Origin of the sequence: Brevundimonas sp. M20 (genome assembly GCF_006547065.1) — a bacterium.
In the GTDB taxonomy this organism is placed as follows: Bacteria; Pseudomonadota; Alphaproteobacteria; order Caulobacterales; family Caulobacteraceae; genus Brevundimonas.
Genome location: NZ_CP041243.1, coordinates 2,951,240 through 2,977,352, shown reverse-complemented (window position 1 = coordinate 2,977,352; position 26,113 = coordinate 2,951,240). Strand labels below are relative to the sequence as shown.

The window sequence follows — 26,113 nt, the reverse complement described above, 5'->3', positions numbered from 1 at the left end:
TCCGCGGCCCTGTCCGTCGTCCCCGACTCCCGGTAAGGAACGGAGCATGAACGCTTCGCTCGTGTCCCTCGTCGCCGCCGCCATTGTGGCCCTGATCGCGCTCGCATGGGCCCTGATGGAGCGCCGCCGGGCCGCCGCCGCCGATGCCCGGGCGTGGGATCTGTCCCAGCGCTTCGCCGCCACCGAGGCACGGTTGCATCTGGCCGAGGACCAGGCCGCGACCCAGGCCGAGCTCCTGCGCGCCCAGGCCGCCCAATCGGCCCGGACCGTCGCCGAGGAGATGCTGAGGCGCACCGATGAGACCTTCCGCAACCGCGAGCTTCTGGCCCAGCAGCGGATGGATGCCCAGCTGAAGCCCGTCGCCGACACTCTGAAGCTGTTTCAGGAGCAGGTGGCGGCTCTGGAGAAGACCCGCGCCGAGGAAACCGGCGGGCTCAAGGAGCAGCTGGCCCAGTTGATGACCGCCTCCACCGCCACGCGCGACGAGGCGCGCAAGCTGACCGAGGCGCTGCGGGGCAACACCGGCCGTCGCGGTCGCTGGGGCGAGCAGACCTGCCGCAATGTTCTGGAAGCCGCCGGCATGGCCGGGCGGTTCGACTTCGAGGAGCAGAACTCGTCGGCCAATGACGAGGGCCGTCAGCAGCGCCCCGACTTCATCGTTCGCCTGCCCGGCGGCGGCATGTTCGTCATCGACGCCAAGGTGCCGCTGGCGTTCGACGACAGCGCAGATCAGGGGGACGAGGACGCCCGTGCCCACGCACGCTCGGTCCGCATCGCCGCCAGCCTGAAAACCCACATGCGTCAGCTGGCCTCCAAGGCCTATCAGGATCAGTTCAAGCCCAGTCCGGACTTCGTGGCCCTGTTCGTCCCCGGCGACGCCTTCCTCGCCGCCGCGCTGGATCACGAGCCGAACCTGCTGACCGACGCCATGGCCTCGCGCGTGGTCATCGTCACCCCGACGACCCTGTTTGCCCTGTGCAAGGCGGTCGCCTACGGCTGGCGCGCCGAGGAGCAGGCGAAGAACGCCGAGGACGTCGCGAAGCTGGGCAAGGAACTCTACAAGCGCCTGTCGGTCATGGGCGGCCACGCCGCGGCCGTCGGGCGGGCGCTCGACACGGCCGTCGGCAAATACAATCAGTTCGTCGGCTCGCTGGAGAGCCAGGTCATGGTCTCGGCGCGTCGTTTCGAGGACCTGCAAGTGGACCACGAAGGCAAGGACATCGCGGAACTGCCGCCCGTCGAGCAATCGCCCCGGACGCTCAGTCGACCGGAGTTGACGGAAAGCGACCGTCTCAGCCTGACCCGGAGCGACTAGGAGAAAGTCTCCGTCGATCTGACAAGGGCGCTTGACACGGGCGGCGCTGACTGTAAAACACCCTTGTCAAACAGACGAGGGAGCTTGTCATGGCGTCGTCCGCCAAACCCAACGCCAAACCCAAACGACCGATCGCGGGACCAAAGGCCTTTCTGCTGATCATGGGGCTGTCCGGTCTGGCCGGCGCGTTCGCGGGCGTCGCCGGCGTCCTGACGGACGGCCTGAGCGGGATGACCGGTTTCATCGTCAACCTGCTGGTGAACGGCGCCGCCATGGCCATCGCCATGGGGCTGTGCGTCTGGTGGTGGCGCCGCATCGACGAGGCCGCGCGCGAGGCCCACAAATGGGCCTGGTGGTGGGGCGGCTGCTCCGGCATGGCCGTCGGCGGCGCGGTGCTCCTGACCCTGTTGTCGCGCGAGGACGCGCCTCTTCTGCCCGGGCTGACAACGAATGAGGTCTTCGCCTTCGGCATGACCCTCACCCTCACCTTCCTGCTGGTCGGCTATTCGATCGGCTGGCTGGTGTGGTGGGCGCAGCGTCGGTGAGGGCACGGAAATGAACAATCGTCTCAAGGTCCTGCGCGCCGAGCGCAACTGGAGTCAGGCCGATCTGGCCGAGGCTCTCGGTGTCTCGCGCCAAACCGTCAACGCGCTCGAAACCGGGCGTTACGACCCGTCCCTGCCGCTCGCCTTCAAGATCGCCAGGGTCTTCGAACAACCCATCGAATCCATCTTCTCGGAATAGGAGACAGCCATGGCCCGCTTCTTCCCCGCGGACACGCCCGAGTGGACCCGCCACGCCGTCCGACTGTTCGGCATCGGCTTCGTCGCCGGCGTTGTCGGCTACGGCGTCGGTCAGTTCGGCTACCGGCTCTTCCCGGGGCTTCAGTTCGACACCTCCGCCCTGCGCTGGGCCGATGTGGCGGCCGGCTTCCTCGGCGCCGTCATGCTCATTTCCAGTCTGGCCGTGGTGTTCAGCACCTTCAACCGCGCGTCTCTGGGCAAGCTGCTCCGGCTGGAAGGGCCCGCCGGGGATGACGAGGTCCGCGCCGCCCGCACCCAGGCCGCCGTCATGGGCCTGTCGGCCGTCATCCTGCCGCTGCCGATGGTCCTCTCCGGTCTGGAGGTCGCGCCGCCGCTTGCCCTCGCGGTCATTGTCGCCCTGCTCCTGTTGCACACGGCCCTGAACCTTCGCCTCTATCGCTCGGTGGATGAGCTGTTCCGCCGCGTGGTGGTCGAGGCCGGCGCCCTGACCTTCTGGCTGGGGCAGGGGCTGCTGTTCGTCTGGGCCGCCGCCGAACGCCTCGCCGCCGCCCCGCCCATCACCGCCTGGGACATCTACGTCGTCCTGATGGGCGTCTATCTGGTGGTGTCCATGGTCGTGACCGTGCGTCGCGGCCTCGCCTGACCGGCCCTCATTCCTTCGCCTTCCGATCCACACCGCCTTCAAGGAAATCGTTCCGATGACCCTCGTGTCCCGCCTTACCTCCGCCGTCGCCACGACCAGCCGCAACGCCCTCGGGGTCGCCATGGGCCTCGGTCTCGCCGCCGCCGTCGCCTTCCAGCCCGCCCAGGTCTTCGCCCAGACCGCTGCCCCGACCGCCGCCCCGGTCGCCGCCGCCCCCCGCGCTGAGGGCGCCGGTCCGGCTCTCTGGGTCATCCGTGACGCGGACTCGACCATCTATCTGTTCGGCACCGTCCACGTTCTGCGCCCGACCACCGGCTGGGCCACGGACCGCGTCGACGCCGCTTTCGACAGCGCCGACCAGATCTGGTTCGAGATCTCCAATCCCGACGATCAGGCCGCGATGGTGCCGATCATCCAGCGCCTCGGCCTGGCGCCCCAGACGCCCCTGTCCAGCCTGCTGACGGCCGAGGAGAACGCCGACCTCGAAGCCGCCGCCGCCTCGGTCGGCCTGCCGATGGCCCAGCTGAACATGTTCCGTCCCTGGCTGGCGGGCCTGACCCTGTCGGTCACCCCGCTGATCAAGGCGGGTTATGACCCGCAATCGGGCGTCGAACTCGTCCTCAAGGGCCGCGCCATGGCCGCCGGCAAGCCGATCCACGGCTTCGAGACGCTGGAGGAACAGGTCGGCATCATCGCGGGCCTGCCGGACGACGCCCAGCTCGACTTCCTGCGCAGCACGCTCAAGAGCTACGACAACGCCACGGTCGAGCTGGACCGACTGGTCAACGCCTGGGCCGCCGGCGACGTCGCCGGGATCGAGCAACTCGCCGTCGCCGAGATGAAGGCGGAAAGCCAGACCGTCTATGACGCCATGCTGACCAACCGGAACACCAACTGGGCCGGCCAGATCCAGACCCTTCTTGACGGCTCGGGCACGGTCTTCATCGCCGTCGGCGCGGCCCACCTCGCGGGCGACGACAGCGTCCAGTCCATCCTCGAACGCCGCGGCGTACACGCCACCCGCGTCGAATAGGCGGCTCGGGGGCAGGTTCTGGGGAGCGTTCCGGATGATCCGCCCGGATGCTCTCCGTCCTACTTTAGCGTGTATAATGGTTGACGGGACGTACTAATGCGTGCCTCCATGTCCTGCCTTGAGGGGGGGCATGACCATGAGCGACAAGCCTATTCCGCCGTGCTTCAACTGCGCCGAGGACCCGATCAACCGCCTGATCGAGATGTTCGTCGAGATGGGGCAGAAGAAGCGCATCCGTCTGGGGCAGACCCCGGCCGAACGACCCGTCTTCCGCAAGCTGCATGGCGTCGCCCACGGCCGTCTGGAGATGCTCAGGGACATTCCCGATGACCTGAAGGTCGGGGTGTTCGCGCACGACAGGCTGACCGCGTGGATGCGGTTCTCCAGCGATACCTCCCCCACCTCGCCCGACCTTCAGTCGACCATCGGGATCGGACTGAAGGTCTTCGGCGTCCCCGGCGAGAAGGCCTGGGGCGGCGAGGGCGAGACCGCCGACTTCATCATGCAGAACTACCCGGTCTTCTTTGTCGATGACGCGAAGACGATGTGCGAGTTCACCTACGCGGGCGTGGTGCAGGGCGACTATCCCGGCTGGTTGAAGCATCACCCCCGGACCAACCACATCCTGAACGAGATGGCCAAGGTCGAGGGCAGTGTCCTGACCACGACCTACTGGGGCATCCTGCCCTTCGGCGCCGGTCAGGCGCAGGCGGTCAAATATCGTCTCGACCCGGAAACTCCGCCGGAGAACGTGTCCAACGACGCGGCCGATTATCTGGCCGCCGACATGGCCGCGCGTCTGTCGCACGACGAGTACCGCTTCCGGTTCATGGTCCAGCGCCGGACCAATCCGGAGACCATGCCGCTGGATGAAGCCACGGTTGAATGGCCCGAGGACGAAAGCCCCTTCATCCAGGTGGCGACGCTGGTCATCCCGCGGCAGGACGTCTGCGCGCGCGGTCAGGCCGAGTACGGGCAGTCACTGGCGTTCAATATCTTCCGGGTCCCACCCGAGCAGGCGCCGGTTCCGGAGTCGTCCATCGCGGCTGTCCGCCGCGCCGTCTATGCGGCCAGCGCCGACACCCGGCACGAGGCGAACGGCCAGCCGCTGAGGGACGCCGATCAGCCGCGCGCGCCGCTCAAGCCGCAGACCCCGCCGGACGACTGCATCGTCAAGGCGGTGATTCATCCGGCGATCGGCGTCGCCCGTGTCGGCAACAGCCCGGACGAGTGGTTTCTGGGGCCCGAGACCTCGCATCCCGCACCCCTCCCCGAAGGCGCCTATCGCGACAGGCACGGCCGGTTGAAGCGTCAGGCCGCCCGGTTCCGTGTCTACGGGGTCAACGCCGAGGGGCGGATCATCCGTGAACTGACCGGCGCCGACGACGCCGAGATCGAGTGGTCGGTCGAACTGGCGAACACCAAGTCCGCCTGGTACGGCTTCCAGCTGGCGATGGACATCCCCGAGGCCGCTTCGGCCCCGCCGACGACCCTCCGCAACGCGGCGATTTCGGACCGCTCCAGCCTGGCCATCACGCCCGGATCGCGGTCCGTCTCCGGGCGGAGCGCGGGGCCCGAGGCGTTTGACACTGGCGAGTTCATGGGCAAGCCGGTCTATCTCGGGGAAGTCTCCACCGATGAGGCCGGCCGCCTGATCGTCCTCGGCGGTCACGGCGTTTCGGCGTCCTGCGACGGGACCTGGGCGATCACCTTCGCCAACAATGAAGGCTGGCACGACGACGTGTCTGACGGCCCGGTCAACGCCCGGGTTCGTCTGGGCGGTACGGACCTGGAGGTCATTCCGGCCTGGGTGGTGGTGGCGCCGCCGAACTATGGTCCGCAACGTCAGTCCGTGCGGACCATGTGGGATCTCATGCGCGATGTGGCGATCAAGGCCGGAACGCTTCCGGCGCCGCGTCAGCCCTCCTTCACCCATGACATCCTTCCGATCTTCCAGCGTCTGGCGGGCCTGCAATGGGTCAACGCCGGTTTCGCGGCGGGCTTCGGCTGGGGCGGCGCGTTCGACTTCAGCACGCCCGAAGCGATCGCCCGTCTGAACGACCGGGGACCGGCCATGCAGGAAGTCCGGCGGGTACTCGCCAACGCCTTCCGCCGCTTCGACGTCGATTCATGGTCGCCCAAGCCCTGGCCCTGGCTGTATGGCGACGCCATGACGATCCCCCCGGCGCCGACCCCGCGCCAGCACTGCACGCTCAGCGACTGCCAGCTGGCCATGCTGGACCAGTGGGCGGCCGGCGACTTCCGGGACGACTATGATCCGGAACACATCCCGCCGTCCGGGATCGATCAGGTCCCGCTGGAGGCCCAGGGCGACGTCCTGACCAAGGCCGCGCTCGACTTCTGTCTGGCGGACGCCTTCCATCCCGGCTGCGAGATGACCTGGCCGGTGCGCAACAAGCTGATGTACATGCAGCCGTTCCGCTTCGCCCACGCCATGACGGACTGGATTCCGCCCCAGATGGGCGAGGTGCTGACCAGCGACGCCCTGGGCATGCCGAATGGCCCGCTGGCCGCCCAGACGCCCGGCGGCATCACCCGCTGGATGGCTGTGCCGTGGCAGACCGACACCGCCAGCTGCCGGTCCGGCTACGACCCGACCTATGATCCCTACGTGCCTGCCTTCTGGCCGGCGCGAGTGCCGGATGAGGTTCTCAGCCGCGAGAACTACGACATCGTCATGGATGAAACGCGCCCGATGTCGGAGCGCCGCGCGGCCTTCGCCAACCGCGCCGCCTGGGTCGATCCTCTGGGGACCAGCAGCTACACCGACCAGATCAACAACATGATCCTGCACTTCGACCATCTGGGCGTGGTCGAGGTCCGGGACGGTCCGAAGGATACCGACGCCTTCCCTGACACGATCGAGGTCGAGGACCGGCGCAGGACCATCAAGGACGTCATCCCGAAGAACGGTGGCCAGCGCAGCCTGAAGACCACGGCGCATGAGGGCGCGGTCCACGCCGGCGCGCCGGGCACGTCCCGGCCGATCGACATCTCCGGGATCGACAAGTTCCGCCGCTTCCCGCAGGGCTTGCCGGTCCAGTTCGAGTAGTCGGCTGGAACGGTTTGATGTGGTCGTCGTCGGAGCGGGGCCGGCCGGGGCGACGGCGGCCCTGAACCTCGCGCCGACCCGCCGCACCCTGCTGGTCGACCGCTGGGCCGCGCCCCGTCCCCGGGTGGGTGAGTCTCTCCCGGGAGCCGCCCATCGCCTGATGATCGACATGGGGCTGTGGGACGGCTTCGTCGCCGACGGCCATGCGCCCCGTCATGTCCATCGCGGGGCGTGGGGCGGACCTGAGCCGGTCGAGCGTCACAGTCTGGGCGATCCCGACGGCCATGGCTGGCATCTGGACCGGGTTCGCTTCGAACAGCGTTTGCGAGCGACGGCGATTGTGCGGGGGGCGGCGCAGGCCGCACCGGCCCGGCTGATCACGCTGGATCGTGACGGTTCGGGTTGGCGCATGGGTCTCGCCCATGCAGGGGGTGTGACCGAGGTATGGGCGCGGCTGGTGATCGACGCCTCGGGCCGCTCGTCCCGCCTGCTCTCGGGCCACGGCGCGCGCCGCCGCATGGAAGACCGGTTGGTCTGCGCCTGGGTTCGAACGGCGGGCGGGGCGCTTCCGGCGGGCGTCACCCAGATCGAGGCCGAGGCCGATGGCTGGTGGTACGCGGCGCCCCTGCCGGGCGGCGAGGCCCTGCTGGCGTTCCACACGGACGCCGACCTTCCGGCCGCGCGGGCCGTGCGAACCTCGGGGGGGCTGCTGGCGCGCGCCCGGAGCCTGCCGATGTTGGGGCAGCTGTTCGGATCAACGCCGGACATCACCTCTGACGGTTACTGCACGGCGCGCGGCGCGCGTCTGGAACAGGCGGCGGGGGAGGGGTGGCTCGCCTGCGGTGACGCGGCCCTCGCCTTCGATCCCCTGTCGGCGCAGGGCCTGTTCAACGCCCTCTACACCGGCCTTGCGGCGGCGGAGACGGCGGACCGTATGCTGGAGGGCGATGCCGGAGCGGGCGCGGAGTATACGGCGGATGTGAACCGGGTCTGGGCGGCCTACAAGGCGCATCACGCGGCCTGGTACGGCATGGAGCAGCGCTGGACGGATCGACCGTTCTGGGACCGGCGCCGGGCGGCGACCGCCTGACCGGGGAAGTTTCAGCGGGTCGGCCCGACCTGCCTGTTCGCGTCCCCTTTGCGTCTGTATCGCCCAATAGCCCCTGAGGAGGTTCCTGATGTCCAAGACCAAACGACCCGCGCTGGCCGTTCTGGGTCTCATCCTCGTCGGAGGCGCCACGGCGGCAAGCCCCGCTCGCCAAGGCGCTCTCGAAATCGAGGCCTCAAGGGCTCCCGGCGTCGAAGGCCTCTTCGACGTTCGCGCCCGGAACCTGTCGGACGAAGAACAGTGCATCCCGATAGACGTTGTCCGGGTTCCTTCATCGACGGAAACGCGCCGGGATTTCCGGCTTGGCGGCCGTCAGTTCGGCTGGCGGACGGGCGGCTACATCGAACCCCCTCTCGAGGGACACCACCGGCTGCCTCCGGGACATTCGGTGACGTTTCAGGTCGATGCGCGAAAGGACTATCCGACTGAAGGTCCCGCGCGAGGGGAGGCTCTCACCGTCAGTCTCGGCATCCCGCACTGGCGTTGCGCCGTGACCAGAACCCACCCGGACGATGTCTCCTGGAGCAGGACGCTGGCGGTTCGGTACGAGCCGCCGGCTGCGGGAAGCCCGCCCGGGCGTCCGGAAGACTGATCCGGTCCCCGAGCCTCCGGCGCTGAAACGCCCCGAGGCTGGAGCGGGCAGCGGGAATCGAACCCGCACGAAAGCTTGGGAAGCTTTCAACTGCTCTCGCTTTTCGGTTCCTTGCCGGCAAACGGATCTGAGGGGTTTTTGAGGACGTTGGTCCGGTCGAGCCAGGCGTTCTGGCCCAGGATCATGGACGGATCTGGCCGGCAACTAGAGACAGTTTCTGACTCAAAGCGGTGGTTCGGAATGTCTGCTTCTGTCCGATCAGGACGAAGCGGAGGCCGACGATCAGCGGAGCCGCTAACCACCCCCGCACGACCGATAGCCGGCGTCCCCCGTTGGTCGGTTGCGCCAAGGTCCGCCATGACGGGTTCAGGTAGGGTCAGCCTTGGCCGGTCCAGACAACCCTTATCCCTTGATACAAAGGGGCTCGTGCTTGACACCCGCCTCGGGTTTGTCCCGGAACGTCAGCCGACTATCGACCTGGGGGACCGGTCTGCTCCGGCCCATCCCGGTATGACCGGACCCCCGTCCTCAAGCATCACCGTCAAACCGTCGGACAGGGGCGAAGTGCCGACGCCGTATGCCGTGCGATCAATCCCCGCGATCGCGGATGAACGCGCCCCGCCTGAACGAGTGATGACCCGCGTTCATGGCCAGGAGCCGCCGGTGTCCCCCGTGATCGACCTTGCGCCCCTCGCGCTCTGTCCTGCGACGCTCCCTTGTGGTGGTCCCCGCGAGAGCGCCTTGCAGCAGACAGACATCTTAAAAACATACCAATTGGTATAACGAAATTGCGAAAGAACTGATCCAACTGGCTTGACTTAGTGGTCTGCTCAAGGAAGCTTCGGCCAACAAAACAAAAGGCTCAAGGGAGGGCCGCATGCAGGTTTGGTTTGGCGGGCGTGAGCCGCGCGTAGTCGCGCGTGGTCGGTCGATCTTGCTGGCGGGTGCGTCGGTGATCTGTTGGGCGGTCGCCGCACCGGCTTTCGCCCAGGACGCTCAAGACGCCCCCGTCGTCACCGAGGATGCCACTCTCGACGAGGTCGTCGTCACCGGCACCCGGCGCACGATGCAGAGTTCCATAGAGACCAAGCGCCAGGAAGCCACCATCGTGGACGCACTGACGGCTGATGAAATCGGTGATTTGCCGGCCTTGTCGGTGGGGGAAGCGATCGAGACCATCACCGGCGCGGCGTCACACCGCGAGAAGGGCGGCGCCTCCGAAATCGCCATTCGTGGCATGGGGCCGTTCCTGGGAGCCTCCACCTTCAACGGTCGCGAGGCCTCCAACGGCAGCGGCGACCGTTCGGTCAACTTCAACCAGTTCCCCTCCGAGCTGATCAACCAGATCAAGGTCTACAAGACCCAACAGGCGAATCTTATCGAGGGTGGCGTGTCCGGCCTGGTGGAACTCGGCACCCTGCGGCCGCTGGATTTCAACCGTCGTCGCATCCAGATCGAGGGAAAGGTCAACTACAACCCCTATGAGGATCGACTGCTGAACCAGCCTTCCCCGGGCTATCGGGGGACCCTCAGCTTCGTGGATCAGTTCGATCTGGGTGGTCTTGGCAAGCTCGGCCTGTCGCTGGGCTTCCAGCGCAACGACGTCACCAATCCGGAAGAAGTCTACAACGCCAGCTCGACCTGGGTGGCCTGTAACGCCACCACCACCCAGACCGGCAACTGCGCCGAGGTGTCACGCGCCCAGGCCGCGGCCGGCACGCCCTTCTATCTGGTTCCGAACAGCTACATCTTCCGCCAGATCGAAGAAGACGACACCCGCGACGCTTGGTTCGGCGCGGTCCAGTGGCGGCCCAATGATCGCCTGAACGTCAACCTCGACTATCAGTACTCGGATCGCTCCTACAACGAGCGGCGCAACGAACTGGGCATTTCGGAAGGCCGCTACGGCCTGACCAATCGGGTCGTTGACGAGAACCACGTGCTGCAGGCCGTGACCGGCAACAGCTCTATCGAGACCAACTCGACCTTCAAGAACCGTTCCGAGACCTACGAGGGCGCGGGTCTGAACATCGAGTATTTCGTGAACGAGTCCCTGACCCTGAAGGGCGATGTGTCCTGGTCGCACACCTTGCGCAACGAGACCGACCGCAATGTTCGTCTGCGCTCGGACCCGCTGGACATCTACGGCGTCCGCACCCCGATGAACAACCAACGGGTGCCCTACACCATGGATCTGCGCAACGGTCCGGTGCCGACCTTCACCATCGATCCGCGCTTCGACATCACCAACCACGACCTGTTTAGCGACGACGCCCGCATCCGTCGCGACCAGAGCCAACGCGATCACGAGATCTTCGCAGGCCGGTTCGACGCCACCTATGAGCCGGCGGACGGGTTCTTCACCGCCTTTGACGCCGGCGTTCGCTACTCGACGATGACATTCACGGACTTCGACAACCGTGTCGAGTTCACCCAGGATGATCGCGCGGTGGACCGCGCCGCCAACCTGTTGTGCCGTACGGCCTTCCCGCAGAATGACTTCCTGGACAGTTCTTCGTCGAACTCCATCAAACGGTGGGCGACCTTCGACGCCGTCTGTCTGTTCGAGGCCTATTCGGGCGTGCCGGACACCGGCCTGCCGATCGACATCCGCGCCGTCGAGAACCGCGACGTCTCGGAAGACGTCTGGGCCGCCTACGGCATGGCCAGCTTCGCCGGCATGGCCGGCGACCTGCCGTTCCGCGGCAACGTCGGCCTTCGTGTCGTGGACACGCAAGTCACCTCCAAGGGTTTGCGCGCAGATCTGAACGTCGTGGACAACGGCGACGGCACGATCAGCCTGGTCCCGACCGGCGAGTTCGATGAAGTGGTCATCGAGCACGGCACCACGCGCTGGCTACCCAGCCTGAACCTGACCTTCGAGCTGAAGGACGACCTGCTGCTGCGTGGCGGTCTGTTCCGCGCCATGTCGCGTCCGGCGCCGAGCGCCCTGGGCGCGGGGCGGATCATCACCGTCGACAGCGGCGCGGACTATTCGAACGTGGCCGATGCCTTGCGCAATATTACCGCCAACGGCAGCCCGCGCCTTGAGCCGCTGATGTCGTGGAATGCGGACCTGTCGCTGGAATATTACGCCAACCGCGACTCGATGTTTGCCTTGGCGGTGTACGCCAAGCAGTTCACCGGGGGCTTCCGGCCGGTCGCCTATGACGAGACCTTCGTCATCGACGGCCAGTCGGTCACCGTGCCGGTCGTCCAGACCGAGAACAGCGACGACGAAAGCACCCTGCTGGGCTTCGAGGTCACGGGAGCCTACCGCTTCTCCAGCCTGCCGGCGCCGTTCGACGGCCTGGGGATCAAGGTCAGCTACAGCTACGCCGACCTGGACTTCGAGAATGAGGATGTCCGCCTGGGCGATGTCATTGACGCCGCCACGGGGGCGGTCACCGAGGGCATGATCCCGCCCGCCGGCCTTTCGGGCCTGTCCAAGGACGTTCTGTCGGCCCAGCTCTACTACCAGATCGGCGATCTGGATCTCCAGGCGATCTACAAGTACCGCTCCGACTATTATCAGGACTTCGTCGGCGGCAATTCGCAGCTGCGCTACGTCCACGGGGCGGGAACCCTGGACCTGCGGGCCAGCTACCAGTTCGGCCGCGACACCCGCCTGCAGTTCGAGGCGATCAACATCACCGATGAGCCGCGCATCGAGGACATGCCGGTGTGGGGATCGACCCGCGGCTACTACGCCTACGGGAGCAAATACTACGTCTCCATGCGGCGCCGGTTCTGATCGGACGAGGGGTGTCGGACCGATTGGCCCGACGCCCCGGTTCGGCTACGCTGCGACAATGAGCCAGAAGCGCCTTTTCCACACCGTATCCGAACAGATCCTGCAGTTGATCGCCGATGAGGGCTACGGCCCCGGCGCGAAGCTGCCTGGCGAGCGCGAACTGGCGGAACAGTTCGGTGTCAGCCGCGTCACGGTGCGTGAAGCCGAGGTCGCGCTGCAGGCCCAGGGCAAGCTGGCCATCAAGACCGGATCCGGCGTCTTCGTCTGCGGGAACGCGGCCGCCCACGCCTTGCCGACTGTCAGCCCCTTCGAGGTGACGGAGGCGCGCTCCCTGTTCGAATCCGAAGCGGCCGCTTTGGCCGCATCGGTGATCACGCCCGAGGCGCTCGAACGTCTCGAATATCTTGTCAAGGCTATGGATGGGAGCAATCCAGACCTGGACCCCGACGCCGCTGATCGGGAGTTTCATCGGGTCATCGCGGCGTCCGCGAACAATGTCGCGGTTCTGCACACCATTGAAACCCTTTGGCGTATGCGGACCGAGCAGCCGCAGGTGCGGGCCGCTCACAAGGCGGTCTGCGAGATCGACGACTCGTCCCGTGTCGAGGAGCACATGGCCATCCTCCACGCCCTGCAGGCGCGCGATCCGTCCGGCGCCCGGCGCGCCATGCGCGCCCATTTCAACCGCCTTCTGTCAGCCATGCTCGACGCCAGCGCGGCCCAGGCGCAGCAGGAACTGGAACGCCAGACGGCGGCCAGCCGCGAACGGTTCCTGATAAGCACCCGGGCGGTCTAATCGCCAAAATCAGACCAATTGGTCTGTATGGAGGGGGTATTTTTCTGAACCAAGTGGTTGGCGCAGCCGGTTCTTGCTGTTAGCCTCCTCGTGTCGGCCGCAGAGCCGTCAGCGAGTCCGCGTCAAGCCGGACCGAATGGGAGGCGAGAATGTTTGCCAGATGGGCGGCCGCCGCGGTCGTATTGCTTTGGGCGGGAGCCGCCGCAGCCCAGACCACGACCGTGGTCAACGATCCGCAGGCGTATCAGCGGGCCGTCCGCGCCGCGAAACCGGGCGACACCATCGTCCTGGCGGACGGCGTGTGGACCGACTTCCAGATCCTGTTCGACGCCGAGGGGCAGCCGGGCCGCCCCATCACCCTGACGGCCCAGACCCCGGGGCGGGTCATTCTGTCGGGGCAATCCAATCTGCGCATGGCCGGTCGGCAGCTGGTGGTGTCGAACCTCGTCTTTCGCGACGGCCATTCGCCGACCGGCGAGGTCATCTCGTTCCGCCGTTCGCGGGACCGTCGCGCGGTGGAAAGCCGCGTCACCGGCGTGGTCATCGACGGCTTCAACAAGCCGGATCGCGGGACGTCGGACAACTGGGTGGCCCTGTACGGCTCGCACAATCGTTTCGACCACAACCACCTAACGGGCAAAACCAATCTGGGCGCCACCCTGGTCGTCGTCCGCGACGAGCAGCAGGGGCTCGATAACCGGCACCGCATCGACCACAACTATTTCGGCCCGCGCCCGAACCTGGGCTCGAATGGCGGGGAGACCATCCGCGTCGGTTCCAGCGCCGATTCCCTGTCGGCCTCGAACACCGTGGTCGAGAACAACTGGTTCGAGGGCTGCGACGGCGAGGTGGAGATCGTCTCCAACAAGTCGGGCGGCAACACCTACCGCGGCAATGTCTTCTTCCAGTCGCGCGGGGCCCTGGTGCTGCGTCACGGCGCCGGAAATCTTGTCGAGTCCAACGTCTTCATCGGCGGAAACAAGCCGCACACCGGCGGCATACGGATCATCAACGGCAACCAGACTGTCCGGAACAACTACATGGAAGGCTTGGCGGGCGACGGTTTCGGCTCGGCCTTCAGCATCATGTACGGCGTGCCGGAGTCGCCGATCAACCGCTACCATCAGGTGGACAATGCGGTGATCGAGAACAACACCATCATCGGCGCGCGCAGCGTTTTCCTGGGCGCCGGCATGGATGAGGAGCGGTCGGCCGCGCCGATCAACAGCCGCTTCGCCAACAACCTGATCGTCGCAGCGGACGGTCGCCGCGATCCGGTGCGCATCCTGGGCGATATGTCCGGCATCGCCTTTGCGGGAAACATCCAGAGCCCGGCGGTGTCCGCCGGCCTGGCCCGCGGTTTCGAGGGCCGCGCGGTCACCCTGACCCGCGGGCCCGGCGGCCTTATGGTCCCTGAGGGGGTGGATGGGGTCGGCGCCTCGCGGAATCTGCGCATCGTGGCCCGGGCCGCCACCGGCGTGCCCTGGTATCCAAAGCACGGCCAGCAACCCCGTCTGGACACCGGCGGGGAGGTGGCGGTGCCGCCCGGCGAGGGCGCCTTGGCCGATGCGGCCGAAGCCGCCGCGCCTGGCGCCGTCCTGACCCTGGCTGCGGGGCGCTATTCGGTTGATCGCACCATCCTGGTCGACGCCCCGCTGACGGTGCGAGGTCCCGCCGAGGGCGAGGCCGAGATCGCTTTCTCCCGCCCGGCGCTGTTCCAGCTCCAACGGGGCGGCTCGCTGAAGCTATCGCGCCTGGCCGTCACCGGGCGCGATGCGCCCGACGAGGTCGGCAATGCGGTGATCAGGGTCGCGGCCGGTTCGAACGCCGCAAATTTCGAGATCATCGTCGAGGACAGCCGGATCTCGGACCTGACCGTCAACCGGGGGTTCGATGTCATCGCCCTGGGCAAGGGCAGTATGGCGGATCGGGTGCTGCTCAAGGGCGTCACGGTCGAGAACATCAGCGGCGCCGTCGTTTCAGCCGCCGCCGAAACCGACGACCGTGGGACCTACAACGCCGAGACCGTCCGGATAGAAGGCGGGACCTTCCGCCGGGTCGGCGGGCCGGTTGTCGATCTGTATCGCGGCGGCACGGACGAGAGCACCTTTGGGCCTCGTATGTCCGTGACAGGCGTCGTCTTCGACAAGGCGGGGTCCGCCACGACACCCGCCTTGTTGATGCGCGGGGTCCAGTTCGCTGAGGTCACGGGCAACCGGCTGACCGACAGCGGCGCCGTCCGCTTCAGCCATCGCGTCGGTGAGCCGATTCTGGTGGTTCGCGACAACCAGCTGGTGCGCACGCCGCCGCTTGAATCCGATGTCGCCCCGATCGCGGTCCTGCCGGAGACCTTGTGATGATCCTCAGGCTTTCCCTGGCGGCCCTGCTGCTGGCCGGAGTGGCGACAGGCGCGATGCCTGCCGCGGCCACCCCGGTCCCGTCCGCCGTCGTCCAGGCCCGGACGGCGACGACGCCGGTGTTGACCAGTCCTGACGACTGGCGGCGCATGGCCGAGACTGGCGGCCAATATCCCATGTTCGCCTCGGAGCAGGCGCGGGTCGAACGGATGGTCCGCGCCGCCATGAGGCGGGAGATCGACGTGCCGATCCCGCGCGATCCGGGCGGCGGCTATACCCATGAACAGCACAAGCGGAACTATCAGGCGATCTACAACGCCGGCGCCTTGTACCGCCTGACCGGCGATCGCGCCTACGCCGACTTCGCGCGCGACCTGCTGCTGAAGTACGCTGATCTGTATCCGACACTGGGCGCCCACCCGGCCGGACGCGGCCAGGTTCCGGGCCGCATCTTCTGGCAGACGCTGAACGACTCCGTCTGGCTTGTCTATTCGATCCAGGGCTATGACGCGATCCGCGAGACGCTGAGCGCCGAGGACCGTCAGAAGATCGACGGCCAGGTCTTCCGCCGCATGGCGCGTTTCCTGTCGGACGAGACGCCGGACAATTTCGAGCGCATTCATAACCACGCCACCTGGGCCGTCGCCGCCGTCGGCATGACCGGCTACGTCCTGCGCGACGCCGAGATGTCCGGGAAGGCCTTGATGGGTCTCAAAAGGGACGGCTCGGCCGGCTTCATCGCCCAGATCGACCAACTGTTCTCGCCGGACGGCTACTACGAGGAGGGGCCGTACTATCAGCGCTATGCGTTGGCGCCCTTCATCATTTTCGCGCGGGCGATCGAACAGAACGACCCGGAACGCGGCATCTTCCGCCACCGTGACGGCGTGCTGTTGAAGGCCGTCGACGCCGTGATCCAGTCCAGTTACGGCGGCTACTTCATCCCTATCAACGACGCGATCCTGGACAAGGGACTGGACACCGAGGAACTGGTCACCGGCGTGGCCGTCGCCTATGCGCGATCACAAGACCCGGGCCTGCTGTCCATCGCCGAGCGGCAAGGTCGCACCCTGCTGTCGCCGGAAGGCCTGCGCGTGGCCCAAGGCGTGGCGGAGGGCCGGGCGCGTCCGTTCGACTTCCGCTCGATTCTGTTGCGCGACGGCGCCGACGGCGCGCACGGCGGCCTGGGCATTCTGCGCGAGAACGGCGAAGACGGTCAGGCCCTCGTGTTCAAGGCCACGGCCATGGGCATGGGCCACGGCCATTTCGACAAGCTGAACTGGCTCTTCTACGACAACGGCCAGCGGGTGGTGACCGACTACGGCGCCGCGCGGTTCCTGAACATCGAGGCCAAGGCGGGCGGCATCTATCTGCCGGAGAACAACAGCTGGGCCAAGACGACCGTCGCGCACAACACCCTGGTGGTGAACGAGCGCAACCAGTTCGGCGGCGACTGGCGCATCGGCGAGGATCGGGCGCCTGAAGTGCTCTTCTTCGAAGCGGGGGAGGGGACGCAGATCGTTTCCGCCCGCCAGACAGGGGCCTATGACGGCGTGGTCTTCACCCGCACCCAAGCCCTGGTCGAGCATCCGGATCTGGGCCTGCCGATCGTCATCGACCTGTTGCGGGTCACCAGCTCGACGGCGGCTCGGTTCGACCTGCCGCTGCACTACAACGGCCACATCATGAACGTCGGCTTCGAGGCTCAACGGGCAGTGGCCGAGCGACCGGTGCTGGGCCGCGCCGACGGCTATCAGCATCTGTGGGTCGACGCCTCCACGGCGGCGGCGGAGCAGACCCGAAGCCTGACCTGGTTGCTGGACGGCCGCTTCTACACGTGGCGCTTCGGGGCCAGCGCGCCGTCGCGCGCCATCCTCGCCGAAAGCGGCGCCAACGACCCCAGTTTCAACCTGCGTCGCGAGCCCCTGTTGATCCAGCGCGTCGACGGCCAGTCCGAGGTGTCCTTCTTCGGAGTGCTTGAGCCGCACGGTCGCTACGACGGCACGGCCGAGACGGTGACCGGCGCCGACAGTCGCGTTCAGGACGTCAAACGGGTGCGCGGCGACGGGGGCGAGGTGATCGTGCTGACCCTGGCCTCGGGCAAGACCCTGGCCTTGGGCGTGGCCGACGATGTGACGACGGGCGTGGCCCATTCGGTCTCGGCCGACGGGCAGACCTGGCGCTGGAGCGGCCCCTGGGCCCGACTGGATCGATAGAGAGACCGGCGCCCAGGCGACCGACCCGCGACGGGAGTGCGAGAGTGATGCAGAAACGATCCGCAGTGCGGTGGCTGATCATCGGCCTCATCGCCGTGGCCACGGTAATCAACTACATCGACCGCAACGCCCTGGCAGTGATGTGGCCGGAGATCGCCGACGACATCGGCGCGACCAAGGAGGATTACGCCCTTCTGGTCACCGTCTTCATGCTGTTCTACGCGGCGGGCCAGTTCGTCTTCGGCCGGTTGTTCGACAAGATCGGCACCCGGATGGGCTTCGCCCTGTCGATTGGGGTTTGGTCGATCTCGATCGCCCTGCACGCCGTCGCCAACTCGATCACCTCTTTCGGCGTCGTCCGCGCCGTGCTGGGCATCAGCGAGGCCGGCGCCTGGCCCGGCGCGGTCAAGGCGAACGCGGAGTGGTTCCCGCCCAGGGAACGCGCCTTCGCCCAAGGCATCTTCAACGCCGGCGCCTCTATCGGGGCCATCATCTCGGCGCCGCTGATCGCCCTGCTGTTCCTTTGGCTGGGCTGGAAGGGGACCTTCATCCTCGTCGGCGCCCTGGGCTTCATCTGGTTGCTGCCCTGGCTGGTTATCTACCGCGCGGGTCCCGACAAGCATCCTTGGGTCAGCGAGGCCGAGCGGGTCCTGATCCTGGGCGCCCCGGCCGATGCCGGCGGCCCGGTCGGTCCGATCTACACCCCGACGCTGAAGCAGATGATGTCCCATCGCCAGAGCTGGGGCCTGGTCCTCTCGCGCTTCTTTCTGGACCCCATCTGGTGGCTTTTCGTGTCGTGGCTGCCGATCTATCTGGCCGAGACCTTCAACTTCGACATCAAGCAGATCGGCATCTTCGCCTGGGTGCCCTTCGTCGGCGCCATGATCGGCAGCCTGTCCGGCGGCTGGCTGTCGGGCAAGCTGATCGCGTCGGGCTGGAGCGCCGACCGCGCCCGCAAATGGGTCATCACCCTGGGCTGCGTCATCATGGCGCCGGCGCTGCTGGGGGCCGTCCTGGCGACCGACCCGACCCTGGCGGTGCTGACCATCGCGGTGGTTCTGTTCGGTTTCCAGGTCGCCATCGGCAACATCCAGACCATTCCGGGCGACCTGTTCCACGGCAAGTCCGTGGGATCGCTGGCCGGCGTCGGCGGCATGGCGGCCGTGGCCGGGACCCTCATCACCACCTGGCTGGTGCCGACGATGACCAAGGTCTCCTATGCCCCGATTTTCATCCTGGTGGCCTCGCTCATCCCGCTGAGCCTGATCGCAATCTGGTGGATCACCGGACCGGTCCGGAAGCTGGACGCTCCGGGTAGCGAGACTTCCGGCGTCCGGGCTCCGGGCGACCAGGCCTGACAGCGCTTCCAATCCCTTTCTCCCTCAGGACCACGACAGACATGACGTTCAAGAACAAGGTGGCCATCGTCACCGGCGGCGGCCGCGACATCGGCCGGGCCGTTTCGCTTCAGCTGGCGGCTGAGGGGGCGAAGGTCTGCATCAACTTCGCCAATGACGAAGCCAGCGCGGAGGAGACCCTGCGCCTGATCCGGGAGGCCGGCGGCGAAGCGATCCTGCACCGCGCCGACGTCACGGACGCCGCGGCGGTGGACGGACTGGTCGCCGCGACCCAGGCGGCTTTCGGTCGGAAGATCGACGTTCTGGTCAACACGGCCGGCGGCATGGTGGCGCGCAAGCCGCTGGCCGAGATCGACGAAGGCTTCTTCCAAAGGGTCATGGACCTGAACCTGAAGTCGGTCTTCCTGACCACCAAGGCCGTAGTTCCGCACATGGAGGCGGGCGCCGCCATCGTGAACTTCGCCTCGCTGGCCGGCCGTGACGGCGGCGGTCCCGGCGCGGCGATCTACGCGACGTCGAAGGCCGCGGTGATGACCTTCACCCGCTCGATGGCCAAGGAACTCGGGCCAAGGGGCATTCGCGTGAACGCCCTGTGCTGCGGCATGATCTCGACCCGTTTCCACGACGACTTCACCAGGCCGGAAGTGCGTCAGGCCGTGGCGAACGGCACGCCGCTGCGTCGTGAAGGGCGTCCCGAGGAAGCCGCCGCGACGGCGGTGTTCCTGGCGTCCGACGCGGCCGGCTTCATGACCGGCGCCAACGTAGACGTGAACGGCGGAACCTTCTTCTCCTGATCCTGAACGCTGAAGGGTATTGACGATGCGTGGTGTGATGACGGCCATGGCGTGCGTCGCCGCCTTGGTCCTTTCCGCCGGCCCGGTCCGGGCCCAGACCGTTTCGGGAGGGCCGGTCTGGGTCGCGGCCTGGACCGCTTCTGCGGCCCCGGACCGCAAGGACGGGACGCCCGAGGCGCCGGTGCTGTTCAATGCACAGACGGTGCGTCAGGACATGCGGCTGGGGACGTCGGCGACCGCCCTGCGGTTCCGCGTCACCAACGAGTTGGGCGTCGCCCCCCTGCACCTCGATGGCCTGACCGCGCGCCTGACGCACGGGCAGGGCGATGCCGTTCCCGTCACCTTCGACGGCCGAAGCGAGGTTGTCATCCCGGTCGGGGCGGCCTGGATCAGCGATCCCGTCGCGCTGACGGTCCCGGCGTTCGGTGACGTATCGCTGAGCATCCACTTCCCCGAGGCGACCCAGCCGGCCGTGCGTCGCACCCCGGTGCGGATCGTCGAGGGGCGCGGCGAGGCGCCGGACAGCGCCCGCGTCGTCCGTCGTCAGAATGTTGTCTCGGCTGTCTACGCCCAGCGGGACAGCGCCCCGACCGTGGTGGTCGCCCTAGGGGATTCTATCACCGAGGGGGCGACGGCCACGCTGGACGCGCACCGGGAGTGGACCAGCCTTCTGGCGCGGCGCTTCGAGGCGACCTGCCCGGGTCAAATCGTCGTGCTGAACCAGGGCATCAGCGGCAACCGGCTGATGGACAACGGCCGCAGCCATTCCGCCCTCGCGCGGTTGGACCGTGACGTCTTGGCTCTGCCTCAGGTCGACTATGTGATCTTGCTCGAGGGTATCAACGATATCCGTCACAACGGCGATCCGACCCGTCCGGGACGAAACGCGGCGGACATGATCCTCGGCTACCGTCAGGTGGTCAGTCGGTTGCACGACCGCAATATCCGCGTCATGGGCGGCACCTTGACGCCGTTCGAGGGCTCCGAGCGCTATGAGCCCGTGTCAGAGGGCACGCGGCAGGCGTTGAACCGCTTCATCCGCGAGGACGGGGTGTTCGACGGGGTGATCGACTTTGACGCAGCGGTCCGCGATCCGGACAAACCGGAGGGCTTCCGCGAAGGGGCCAGCCGCGACGACCGCCTGCATCCGAATGACGAGGGCTACCGCCTGATGGCCGAGAGTATCGATCTGGCCCGGTTCGGCTGTCGCCCGGCATGAGGGATCCGACAACCGGCTGGGCGGTCCCGGCCGCAAAAGGCCGGGCCTGGGACTGCGTCGCCCTGGGCGAGGTGATGCTCCGGCTCGATCCCGGCGAGGACCGCGTACGCAGCGCCCGCGCCTTCAAGGTCTGGGAGGGCGGCGGCGAGTACAACGTCGCCCGCGGCCTCAGCCGGACCTTCCGCCGCCCGACCGCTGTCCTCACCGCCCTGCCGCGCAACGAGCTGGGGGTGTTGACCGAGTCCCTCATCGCCTCCGCCGGAGTGGATGTCCGCCATGTCCTGTGGCGGGACTGGGACGGCATCGGGCGCAACACCCGACTGGGGCTGAACTTCACCGAGCGCGGCTTCGGCGTCCGGGCGCCCCTCGGCGTCTCCGACCGTGCCAACTCCGCCGCCTCGGCCCTGACGCCCGAGGATTTCGACTGGGACGCCCTGTTCGGCTCCGGCGGCGCGCGTTGGCTGCACACCGGCGGCATCTTCGCGGCCCTGTCGGAGAGCACGGCGCGCACCGCCGTCACGGCCGCGAAGGCGGCGCGTCGGTATGGCGTGCCGGTCTCCTACGATCTGAACCACCGCGCCAGCCTGTGGAACAGCCACCCCGACCCGTCCGCCGCGCGAGAGGTGAACCGCCGCATCATAGCCGAAGCCGACCTGCTGTTCGGCGACGACCACGGACTGCGCGCCTGTCTGGGGCTGGCCGAGGATTGGGCCGGTCGCCGCGGCTGGTCGACGGATCCGGCTCCCCCGACCCGGGCCGCGACCCTGGCGTTCGAGATGTTTCCGAACCTCAAGGGCGTCGCCTATACGCTGCGGGACCCGCGCAGCGCCTCGGCGAACAGCTGGCAAGGCGTCTTCCATGATCGGACCGACCGGTACGCCTCCGCGCTGCGATCCGATCTGGAAATCCTTGATCGGGTGGGCGGCGGCGACGCCTTCGCTTCGGGCGTCATCCACGCCCTGTTGAACGGCGAGGGCGGCCAGCGGGCGATCGAACTCGGCGCGGCCCACGGCGCCTTGGCCATGACCACGCCCGGCGACAACGCCAATGTCTGTGAGGACGAGGTCGAGGCCCTGGCCCGTGGCGCCGGGGCCGCCGCCCGGCGTTGAGCGCGGTCGGAGAGGGGTGGCGCGAGGCCCGCAAAGCCATCCGGCGCCGCCGTCGGCCGAACCAGCGCGCGCGTCGGATCCGAAGGCTGAATGAGCTCCCGACCCACAGGCCGCGGGCGGGTGCGATGAGGCGTGAGATCGGAGCCGTCGAACATCAGAACGACGAGCGATTTTTACCGGCTCGCCGTTAGCCTCGAGCGCCCGGAAGGGCCGGCGAAACACCTACGATCACGCCCCTTGGCGATCAGCGATCATGTGATCCGGGCGCCCGTCTCTGCGCGTCTGAAATTCCCTGGCGATTGATGAACACAGGCCATCGTTGGCCGAGCTAAATGTCCGGAATCGGGCTGTTCGCCAATGACCGCTCTTGGCGCTTCTCCGACTGAACGTGGGTTCCGCAACGTGTGGAGAAGGCGATCAAGCTTTGTGCGCCCGAGGCGAAAGAATAGCCCCGGGCGCGGCCAGTCACAGGGTCAATCCGCAGGCTCGGCGAATAGCGACCTGGACGGGCGAGGGTGGCGATGCCGGGTCGAACTCGGCCCGAGGAAGCAGGGGTGGCTGGGCCATAAAGCGCGGTTCAGTTCCTAGGTGCGCCTGCGCCGCATGAACGAGGAAAGGATGGCACAGGAACACCGTGCCGGCAGGGCCTGTCGCCAGGCTGACCGGGCAATCGCGGGTGGAAGCAAAGCCGTCCGCCGCCAGCTGCCGCAGGGATGCACCCCGCTCGCCGTAAGGCAGGAGCTCGCGAGCGATCACAGAGTGCGATCCTCGCCGTATGCGGGTCGGCGCGTCATCGTCACCGACGTCGGACAGCAGGAAGAGCATCAGAAGCGCCCGTCCGCTGCTCTTGATGTTGGCCCTCCATTCCATGAAGTCGGGCGAGTCGCCGAAGCTCACGTCGACGTGCCAGCCATCGTCCCCCGCTGATAGCGGCGATGGAAATCGGATCGGAAAGGTTCCGAGACCGAGCGGGGCAAGCCAGCGCCCATTGCCGACCAGCTGATCATAGGCCCTATGCAGCCGGGGGGTGTTGGCCGCCTGAACAAAGGGCTCGGACGATTTGGACGCGACCCGGATCACAGGCTGCGTCCACTGTGTGGGGTTGTCGGGGGACAGTCCGATCTCCGACCACAATTCGTCACGGCACCGGGCCGCGATATCGGCGCTGAACGCGTTGTCGAGCCTGACGAAGCCGTTGCTGATGAAGTCGTGGATCTGACCGTCGGTCAGACCTTCATGCTCATGATGAGGCACAGTTATTCTCCCTGGCCCTCTCCGGGCCGAATAATGATCTGAGCGGCGCCTACAGGCGCCGGGCGAGCACGCCTCAGATCAGCGGGAAGAAGTTGGCCTTCATCATCATCCCTCGACTATGCCAGCGTTTGAAAGCGGGCGGCAAGCTGAGTGGCAGGGCGGCCTGTTCACGGCGTCTGCCAAGGGACGGGAGAGCGCCCTCAAACGGGGCCCACCTAAACGTCCGGTTCCCGGCAGCCAGGCAATGTCCGCTTCTGGCGCGGAGCGGACCTTGGTTAGTCGCCCGAAAGCAGACTCTAGGGCAGCATCCGCATCGCACCGTATTCCCAATTCCAGGGAACGCCTGTCTCGCCCAGAACAGCCCGGACGATCCGTGGGAAGCCAGGCTCGGCGCGAACGTCATCGGCAAGGATGACGACACAACGACGGCCGCGCTCAACGCAGATCCAGGTGTTGCCGACGAAATCGTCGTGACCGCCCTTGTAGACGCCGGGTCCCTGCGGCCCGTCGAAGCGAATCACGCCAAGGCCCGAGGACAGGCCGGGCCGCTGCTCGTCGGCGGGCAGTTCGGGCTGGAGCGTGGGGAATTGCGACCGGGTGGTGATCGGCGCCTGGGCCCTGACACGTTCGGCCCGCGCCTCTGGCGACAGGCCGTCGCCGCGCGCGATTCCCGCCGCCAGCCGGGCCATGTCGGCGATAGTGGTGTCCATCGAACCCGCCGCGCGTACCCTGGAGCGTTCGTCGTGCGGAATGACCTCGCCCTCAAGCGTCCAGCCGTCGGCCAGGTTTTGGGCGAATTCCGGCCGCCAAATCATCGACGTGCGGGCCATGCCGAAGCGGTCGAAGACGCGGCGCTGCATCTCGGCGCCCACGTCCAGGCCGAGCCCCTGCTCCAGCACGAACTGCAGCAGGATGATCCCCTCCCCGGAATAGCCATACCGGGCGCCGGGATCGAAATGGAACTTCAACTTTCCGTCCGGCTCCAGGAAAGCGAAGTTGGCGAAGCCCGAGCGATGGCTCAGCAGGATGCGCGGCGTCAGCATCCGCCAGCGCTCGTCGCCGGCCAGATCGCTGTAGCGGGCGTAACGATCCTCGATCGCGTCGCTGCCGTAATCGGTCAGCGGTCGTGGCAGATAGTCCGCGATGGATCGGTCCAGGTCGATCACGCCCTCGTCGACCAGTTGCATGACCATATAGCCGAATGCCGCCTTGGTCAGGCTGGCGGCGTACATGACGGTGTCGGGCGTCAGAGGGTCCCCGGCGGCATTGCGGTCGCCGTGAGCCTGAACGTCTACGACCCGACCGTCCTCGACGACCGCGACGGCGATGCCGCGCGCGCCGGTTTCGCGCATGACGCTTTGGACGGTCTCGCGCAGGTGAGTACCCTGCGCCGACGCCGGCGCCCCGTGGAACAGAACAGCCGCGAGGATGGTCGCGAATACTCCAGTACGCATCATTTTCCCCTTGATTGAAGGCTCGCAACGATAGCTTCGCCTTTGACCGCGACCAGTGGAATATTGGTCACGTCACACCGGCATCCGCCCTCAACAGGGCCTCGGCGAACTCGTTCATCGTTCGCTGCGAGATGGCGTTGTTGTTCAGGATGACCACCGCGCCGCGCCCGTCCAGTCGATGGCCCAGCACCGAGCGGTAGCCGTTGGTGTTGCCCGTCTCCCAAGCGGCCGGGACCTCCACCCCGCCAATGGCCACGGTCCGCATTCGCCCGCCCAGCGCATAGCTGTCCGAGGCGACTTCGACGGTCGTCAGCGCGGTCCGCGAAGTCGGAGCCAAGAAGTCGCTGTCGTAAATCCGGTGAGCAAACCGCAGCAGGTCGGCGGCTGTGCTGTAATAGCCCCCGGCCGCCGCCAGGAAGGGCGGGCGTGGATTGGTCCACTCCACCGGCGGCGACACGGTCCGGTATGACATCACCTCCGAAGGCGCGGCGGGCGTCGTAAGCCTCATCCGCAGCGGATGGAGCACCAGCGCCCGCATCGCCTCCGGGTAGAGCTGTACGGTCACGGCTTCGATGATCGCCAGCACGAGGATCCAGTTCGACAGCACATAGTCGAACCGCGCCCCCGGCTCGAACACCAGTTCGCCGGTGGCGAAGCGGCGGACCGCCTCCGCCGTATCGATCCAGGGCGGCTGCAGCAGGGCCGGTTCGGCCGCCACCGCAGCGCGGAAAGGATTGGGCGCCCCGCTGCTGTTCGATAGCAACCGACGCAGGGTCAGTCGTGCCCCGACATCGGCCCTGTAGTCGGGCAGCCAGGTCGTGATCGGGGCGTCAAGCGACAGGGCGGCCTGCTCCACCAGCCGCATCACCGCCACCGCCGTCAGCCGTTTGGAGATGGAGGCGATGCCCAGGGGCGTGTCCGTGCGCATGGGAATCCGCTTTGCGATATTCGCCGTTCCGACGGCGCGCGCTTTCCTGATCCGTCCCCCTAGCCCCACGGCGGCGATGCCCTGGAAGCCGTGGTCCCGGACCATGCCGTCCAATACGGCGCCGACGGCCTCCGCACGCCCATCTGCTCGGGCCCCGCCCGGCAGCAGCCCCGCCGCAGTCGAGGCGGCGTCGCCCCACAGAAGCATCCGGCGGTTCAGCGCGGGAAGCGATGCATCGATCATGGAGTATTCCTCACTTGCCTAAGCCGGTCCGCAGCGGCACGAACCGGCCATGTGGTCGCCCCTTCGCTCCCGACAGCCATCGATCTCGGGCGGACCGGCAATC

General features: G+C 67.3%; 18 protein-coding genes. 15 read left to right on the top strand and 3 right to left on the bottom strand.

Annotated features, from left to right (window positions below):
* Positions 1-46: 46 nt before the first annotated feature.
* The 15 genes from FKQ52_RS14610 to FKQ52_RS14540 all read left to right on the top strand — a co-directional run bounded on the left by FKQ52_RS14610 (position 47) and on the right by FKQ52_RS14540 (position 22,131).
* Positions 47-1,315: a DNA recombination protein RmuC gene (locus tag FKQ52_RS14610; RefSeq protein ID WP_141627860.1), complete on the top strand. Its 1,269-nt coding sequence runs from the start codon at positions 47-49 to the stop codon at positions 1,313-1,315.
* Between the two features lie 89 nt (positions 1,316-1,404).
* Positions 1,405-1,860: a hypothetical protein gene (locus FKQ52_RS14605; protein ID WP_141627859.1), complete on the top strand. Its 456-nt coding sequence runs from the start codon at positions 1,405-1,407 to the stop codon at positions 1,858-1,860.
* A gap of 10 nt (positions 1,861-1,870) precedes the next feature.
* Positions 1,871-2,059, top strand: a complete 189-nt coding sequence (locus FKQ52_RS14600) for a helix-turn-helix transcriptional regulator (protein WP_141627858.1) — start codon at positions 1,871-1,873, stop codon at positions 2,057-2,059.
* A gap of 9 nt (positions 2,060-2,068) precedes the next feature.
* Positions 2,069-2,722 (top strand): hypothetical protein, encoded by a 654-nt coding sequence (locus FKQ52_RS14595; protein ID WP_141627857.1) that lies wholly within the window; start codon positions 2,069-2,071, stop codon positions 2,720-2,722.
* 55 nt (positions 2,723-2,777) lie between these two features.
* The gene (locus FKQ52_RS14590) at positions 2,778-3,755 is read left to right on the top strand and encodes a TraB/GumN family protein (RefSeq protein ID WP_141627856.1); all 978 of its coding nucleotides are present in this window, start codon (positions 2,778-2,780) and stop codon (positions 3,753-3,755) included.
* A 136-nt stretch (positions 3,756-3,891) separates the two neighbouring features.
* Entirely contained in the window at positions 3,892-6,828 is a 2,937-nt protein-coding gene (locus FKQ52_RS14585) for a LodA/GoxA family CTQ-dependent oxidase (protein ID WP_205750786.1), read from the top strand.
* A 19-nt stretch (positions 6,829-6,847) separates the two neighbouring features.
* A complete protein-coding gene (locus FKQ52_RS14580) occupies positions 6,848-7,918 on the top strand; it encodes a tryptophan 7-halogenase (protein ID WP_205750778.1) in 1,071 nt (356 codons plus the stop codon).
* 1,487 nt (positions 7,919-9,405) lie between these two features.
* Positions 9,406-12,282, top strand: a complete 2,877-nt coding sequence (locus tag FKQ52_RS14575; protein WP_141627853.1) for a TonB-dependent receptor — start codon at positions 9,406-9,408, stop codon at positions 12,280-12,282.
* A 58-nt stretch (positions 12,283-12,340) separates the two neighbouring features.
* Positions 12,341-13,078 carry a FadR/GntR family transcriptional regulator gene (locus tag FKQ52_RS14570; RefSeq protein ID WP_141627852.1) on the top strand — a complete coding sequence of 246 codons (738 nt, stop codon included), beginning with the start codon at positions 12,341-12,343 and terminating at the stop codon, positions 13,076-13,078.
* A gap of 149 nt (positions 13,079-13,227) precedes the next feature.
* Entirely contained in the window at positions 13,228-15,435 is a 2,208-nt protein-coding gene (locus tag FKQ52_RS14565) for a polysaccharide lyase 6 family protein (RefSeq protein ID WP_141627851.1), read from the top strand.
* Positions 15,435-17,651: an alginate lyase family protein gene (locus FKQ52_RS14560; protein ID WP_141627850.1), complete on the top strand. Its 2,217-nt coding sequence runs from the start codon at positions 15,435-15,437 to the stop codon at positions 17,649-17,651. The genes FKQ52_RS14565 and FKQ52_RS14560 overlap by 1 nt, the downstream gene beginning before the upstream one ends.
* A 47-nt stretch (positions 17,652-17,698) precedes the next feature.
* Positions 17,699-19,009, top strand: coding sequence for an MFS transporter (locus FKQ52_RS14555; protein WP_141627849.1), 1,311 nt, complete (start codon positions 17,699-17,701; stop codon positions 19,007-19,009).
* A gap of 41 nt (positions 19,010-19,050) precedes the next feature.
* Complete coding sequence (locus FKQ52_RS14550) at positions 19,051-19,803, top strand: SDR family NAD(P)-dependent oxidoreductase (RefSeq protein WP_141627848.1); 753 nt, start codon at positions 19,051-19,053, stop codon at positions 19,801-19,803.
* A 46-nt stretch (positions 19,804-19,849) separates the two neighbouring features.
* Positions 19,850-21,022: an SGNH/GDSL hydrolase family protein gene (locus tag FKQ52_RS14545; RefSeq protein ID WP_141628395.1), complete on the top strand. Its 1,173-nt coding sequence runs from the start codon at positions 19,850-19,852 to the stop codon at positions 21,020-21,022.
* Positions 21,019-22,131 carry a sugar kinase gene (locus FKQ52_RS14540; protein WP_141627847.1) on the top strand — a complete coding sequence of 371 codons (1,113 nt, stop codon included), beginning with the start codon at positions 21,019-21,021 and terminating at the stop codon, positions 22,129-22,131. The genes FKQ52_RS14545 and FKQ52_RS14540 overlap by 4 nt, the downstream gene beginning before the upstream one ends.
* Before the next feature lie 465 nt (positions 22,132-22,596).
* Here FKQ52_RS14540 and FKQ52_RS14535 read toward each other — a convergent pair whose 3' ends face one another.
* The 3 genes from FKQ52_RS14535 to FKQ52_RS14525 form a co-directional block, all read right to left on the bottom strand.
* Positions 22,597-23,385 (bottom strand): phytanoyl-CoA dioxygenase family protein, encoded by a 789-nt coding sequence (locus tag FKQ52_RS14535; protein WP_141627846.1) that lies wholly within the window; start codon positions 23,383-23,385, stop codon positions 22,597-22,599.
* Positions 23,386-23,681: 296 nt separating this feature from the next.
* The gene (locus FKQ52_RS14530) at positions 23,682-24,839 is read right to left on the bottom strand and encodes a beta-lactamase family protein (RefSeq protein WP_240811666.1); all 1,158 of its coding nucleotides are present in this window, start codon (positions 24,837-24,839) and stop codon (positions 23,682-23,684) included.
* A gap of 67 nt (positions 24,840-24,906) precedes the next feature.
* Positions 24,907-26,010, bottom strand: coding sequence for a serine hydrolase (locus tag FKQ52_RS14525; protein WP_141627844.1), 1,104 nt, complete (start codon positions 26,008-26,010; stop codon positions 24,907-24,909).
* Positions 26,011-26,113 lie beyond the last annotated feature (103 nt).

Bases quoted from the DNA above. Each gene is read 5' to 3' on its own strand.
- FKQ52_RS14570 (WP_141627852.1), top strand. From the start codon at position 12,341: ATGAGCCAGAAGCGCCTTTTCCACACCGTATCCGAACAGATCCTGCAG.
- FKQ52_RS14600 (WP_141627858.1), top strand. From the start codon at position 1,871: ATGAACAATCGTCTCAAGGTCCTGCGCGCCGAGCGCAACTGGAGTCAG.
- FKQ52_RS14530 (WP_240811666.1), bottom strand. From the start codon at position 24,839: ATGCGTACTGGAGTATTCGCGACCATCCTCGCGGCTGTTCTGTTCCAC.
- FKQ52_RS14525 (WP_141627844.1), bottom strand. From the start codon at position 26,010: ATGATCGATGCATCGCTTCCCGCGCTGAACCGCCGGATGCTTCTGTGG.
- FKQ52_RS14555 (WP_141627849.1), top strand. From the start codon at position 17,699: ATGCAGAAACGATCCGCAGTGCGGTGGCTGATCATCGGCCTCATCGCC.
- FKQ52_RS14545 (WP_141628395.1), top strand. From the start codon at position 19,850: ATGGCGTGCGTCGCCGCCTTGGTCCTTTCCGCCGGCCCGGTCCGGGCC.
- FKQ52_RS14560 (WP_141627850.1), top strand. From the start codon at position 15,435: ATGATCCTCAGGCTTTCCCTGGCGGCCCTGCTGCTGGCCGGAGTGGCG.
- FKQ52_RS14575 (WP_141627853.1), top strand. From the start codon at position 9,406: ATGCAGGTTTGGTTTGGCGGGCGTGAGCCGCGCGTAGTCGCGCGTGGT.
- FKQ52_RS14540 (WP_141627847.1), top strand. From the start codon at position 21,019: ATGAGGGATCCGACAACCGGCTGGGCGGTCCCGGCCGCAAAAGGCCGG.
- FKQ52_RS14610 (WP_141627860.1), top strand. From the start codon at position 47: ATGAACGCTTCGCTCGTGTCCCTCGTCGCCGCCGCCATTGTGGCCCTG.
- FKQ52_RS14565 (WP_141627851.1), top strand. From the start codon at position 13,228: ATGTTTGCCAGATGGGCGGCCGCCGCGGTCGTATTGCTTTGGGCGGGA.
- FKQ52_RS14590 (WP_141627856.1), top strand. From the start codon at position 2,778: ATGACCCTCGTGTCCCGCCTTACCTCCGCCGTCGCCACGACCAGCCGC.
- FKQ52_RS14550 (WP_141627848.1), top strand. From the start codon at position 19,051: ATGACGTTCAAGAACAAGGTGGCCATCGTCACCGGCGGCGGCCGCGAC.
- FKQ52_RS14585 (WP_205750786.1), top strand. From the start codon at position 3,892: ATGAGCGACAAGCCTATTCCGCCGTGCTTCAACTGCGCCGAGGACCCG.
- FKQ52_RS14605 (WP_141627859.1), top strand. From the start codon at position 1,405: ATGGCGTCGTCCGCCAAACCCAACGCCAAACCCAAACGACCGATCGCG.
- FKQ52_RS14595 (WP_141627857.1), top strand. From the start codon at position 2,069: ATGGCCCGCTTCTTCCCCGCGGACACGCCCGAGTGGACCCGCCACGCC.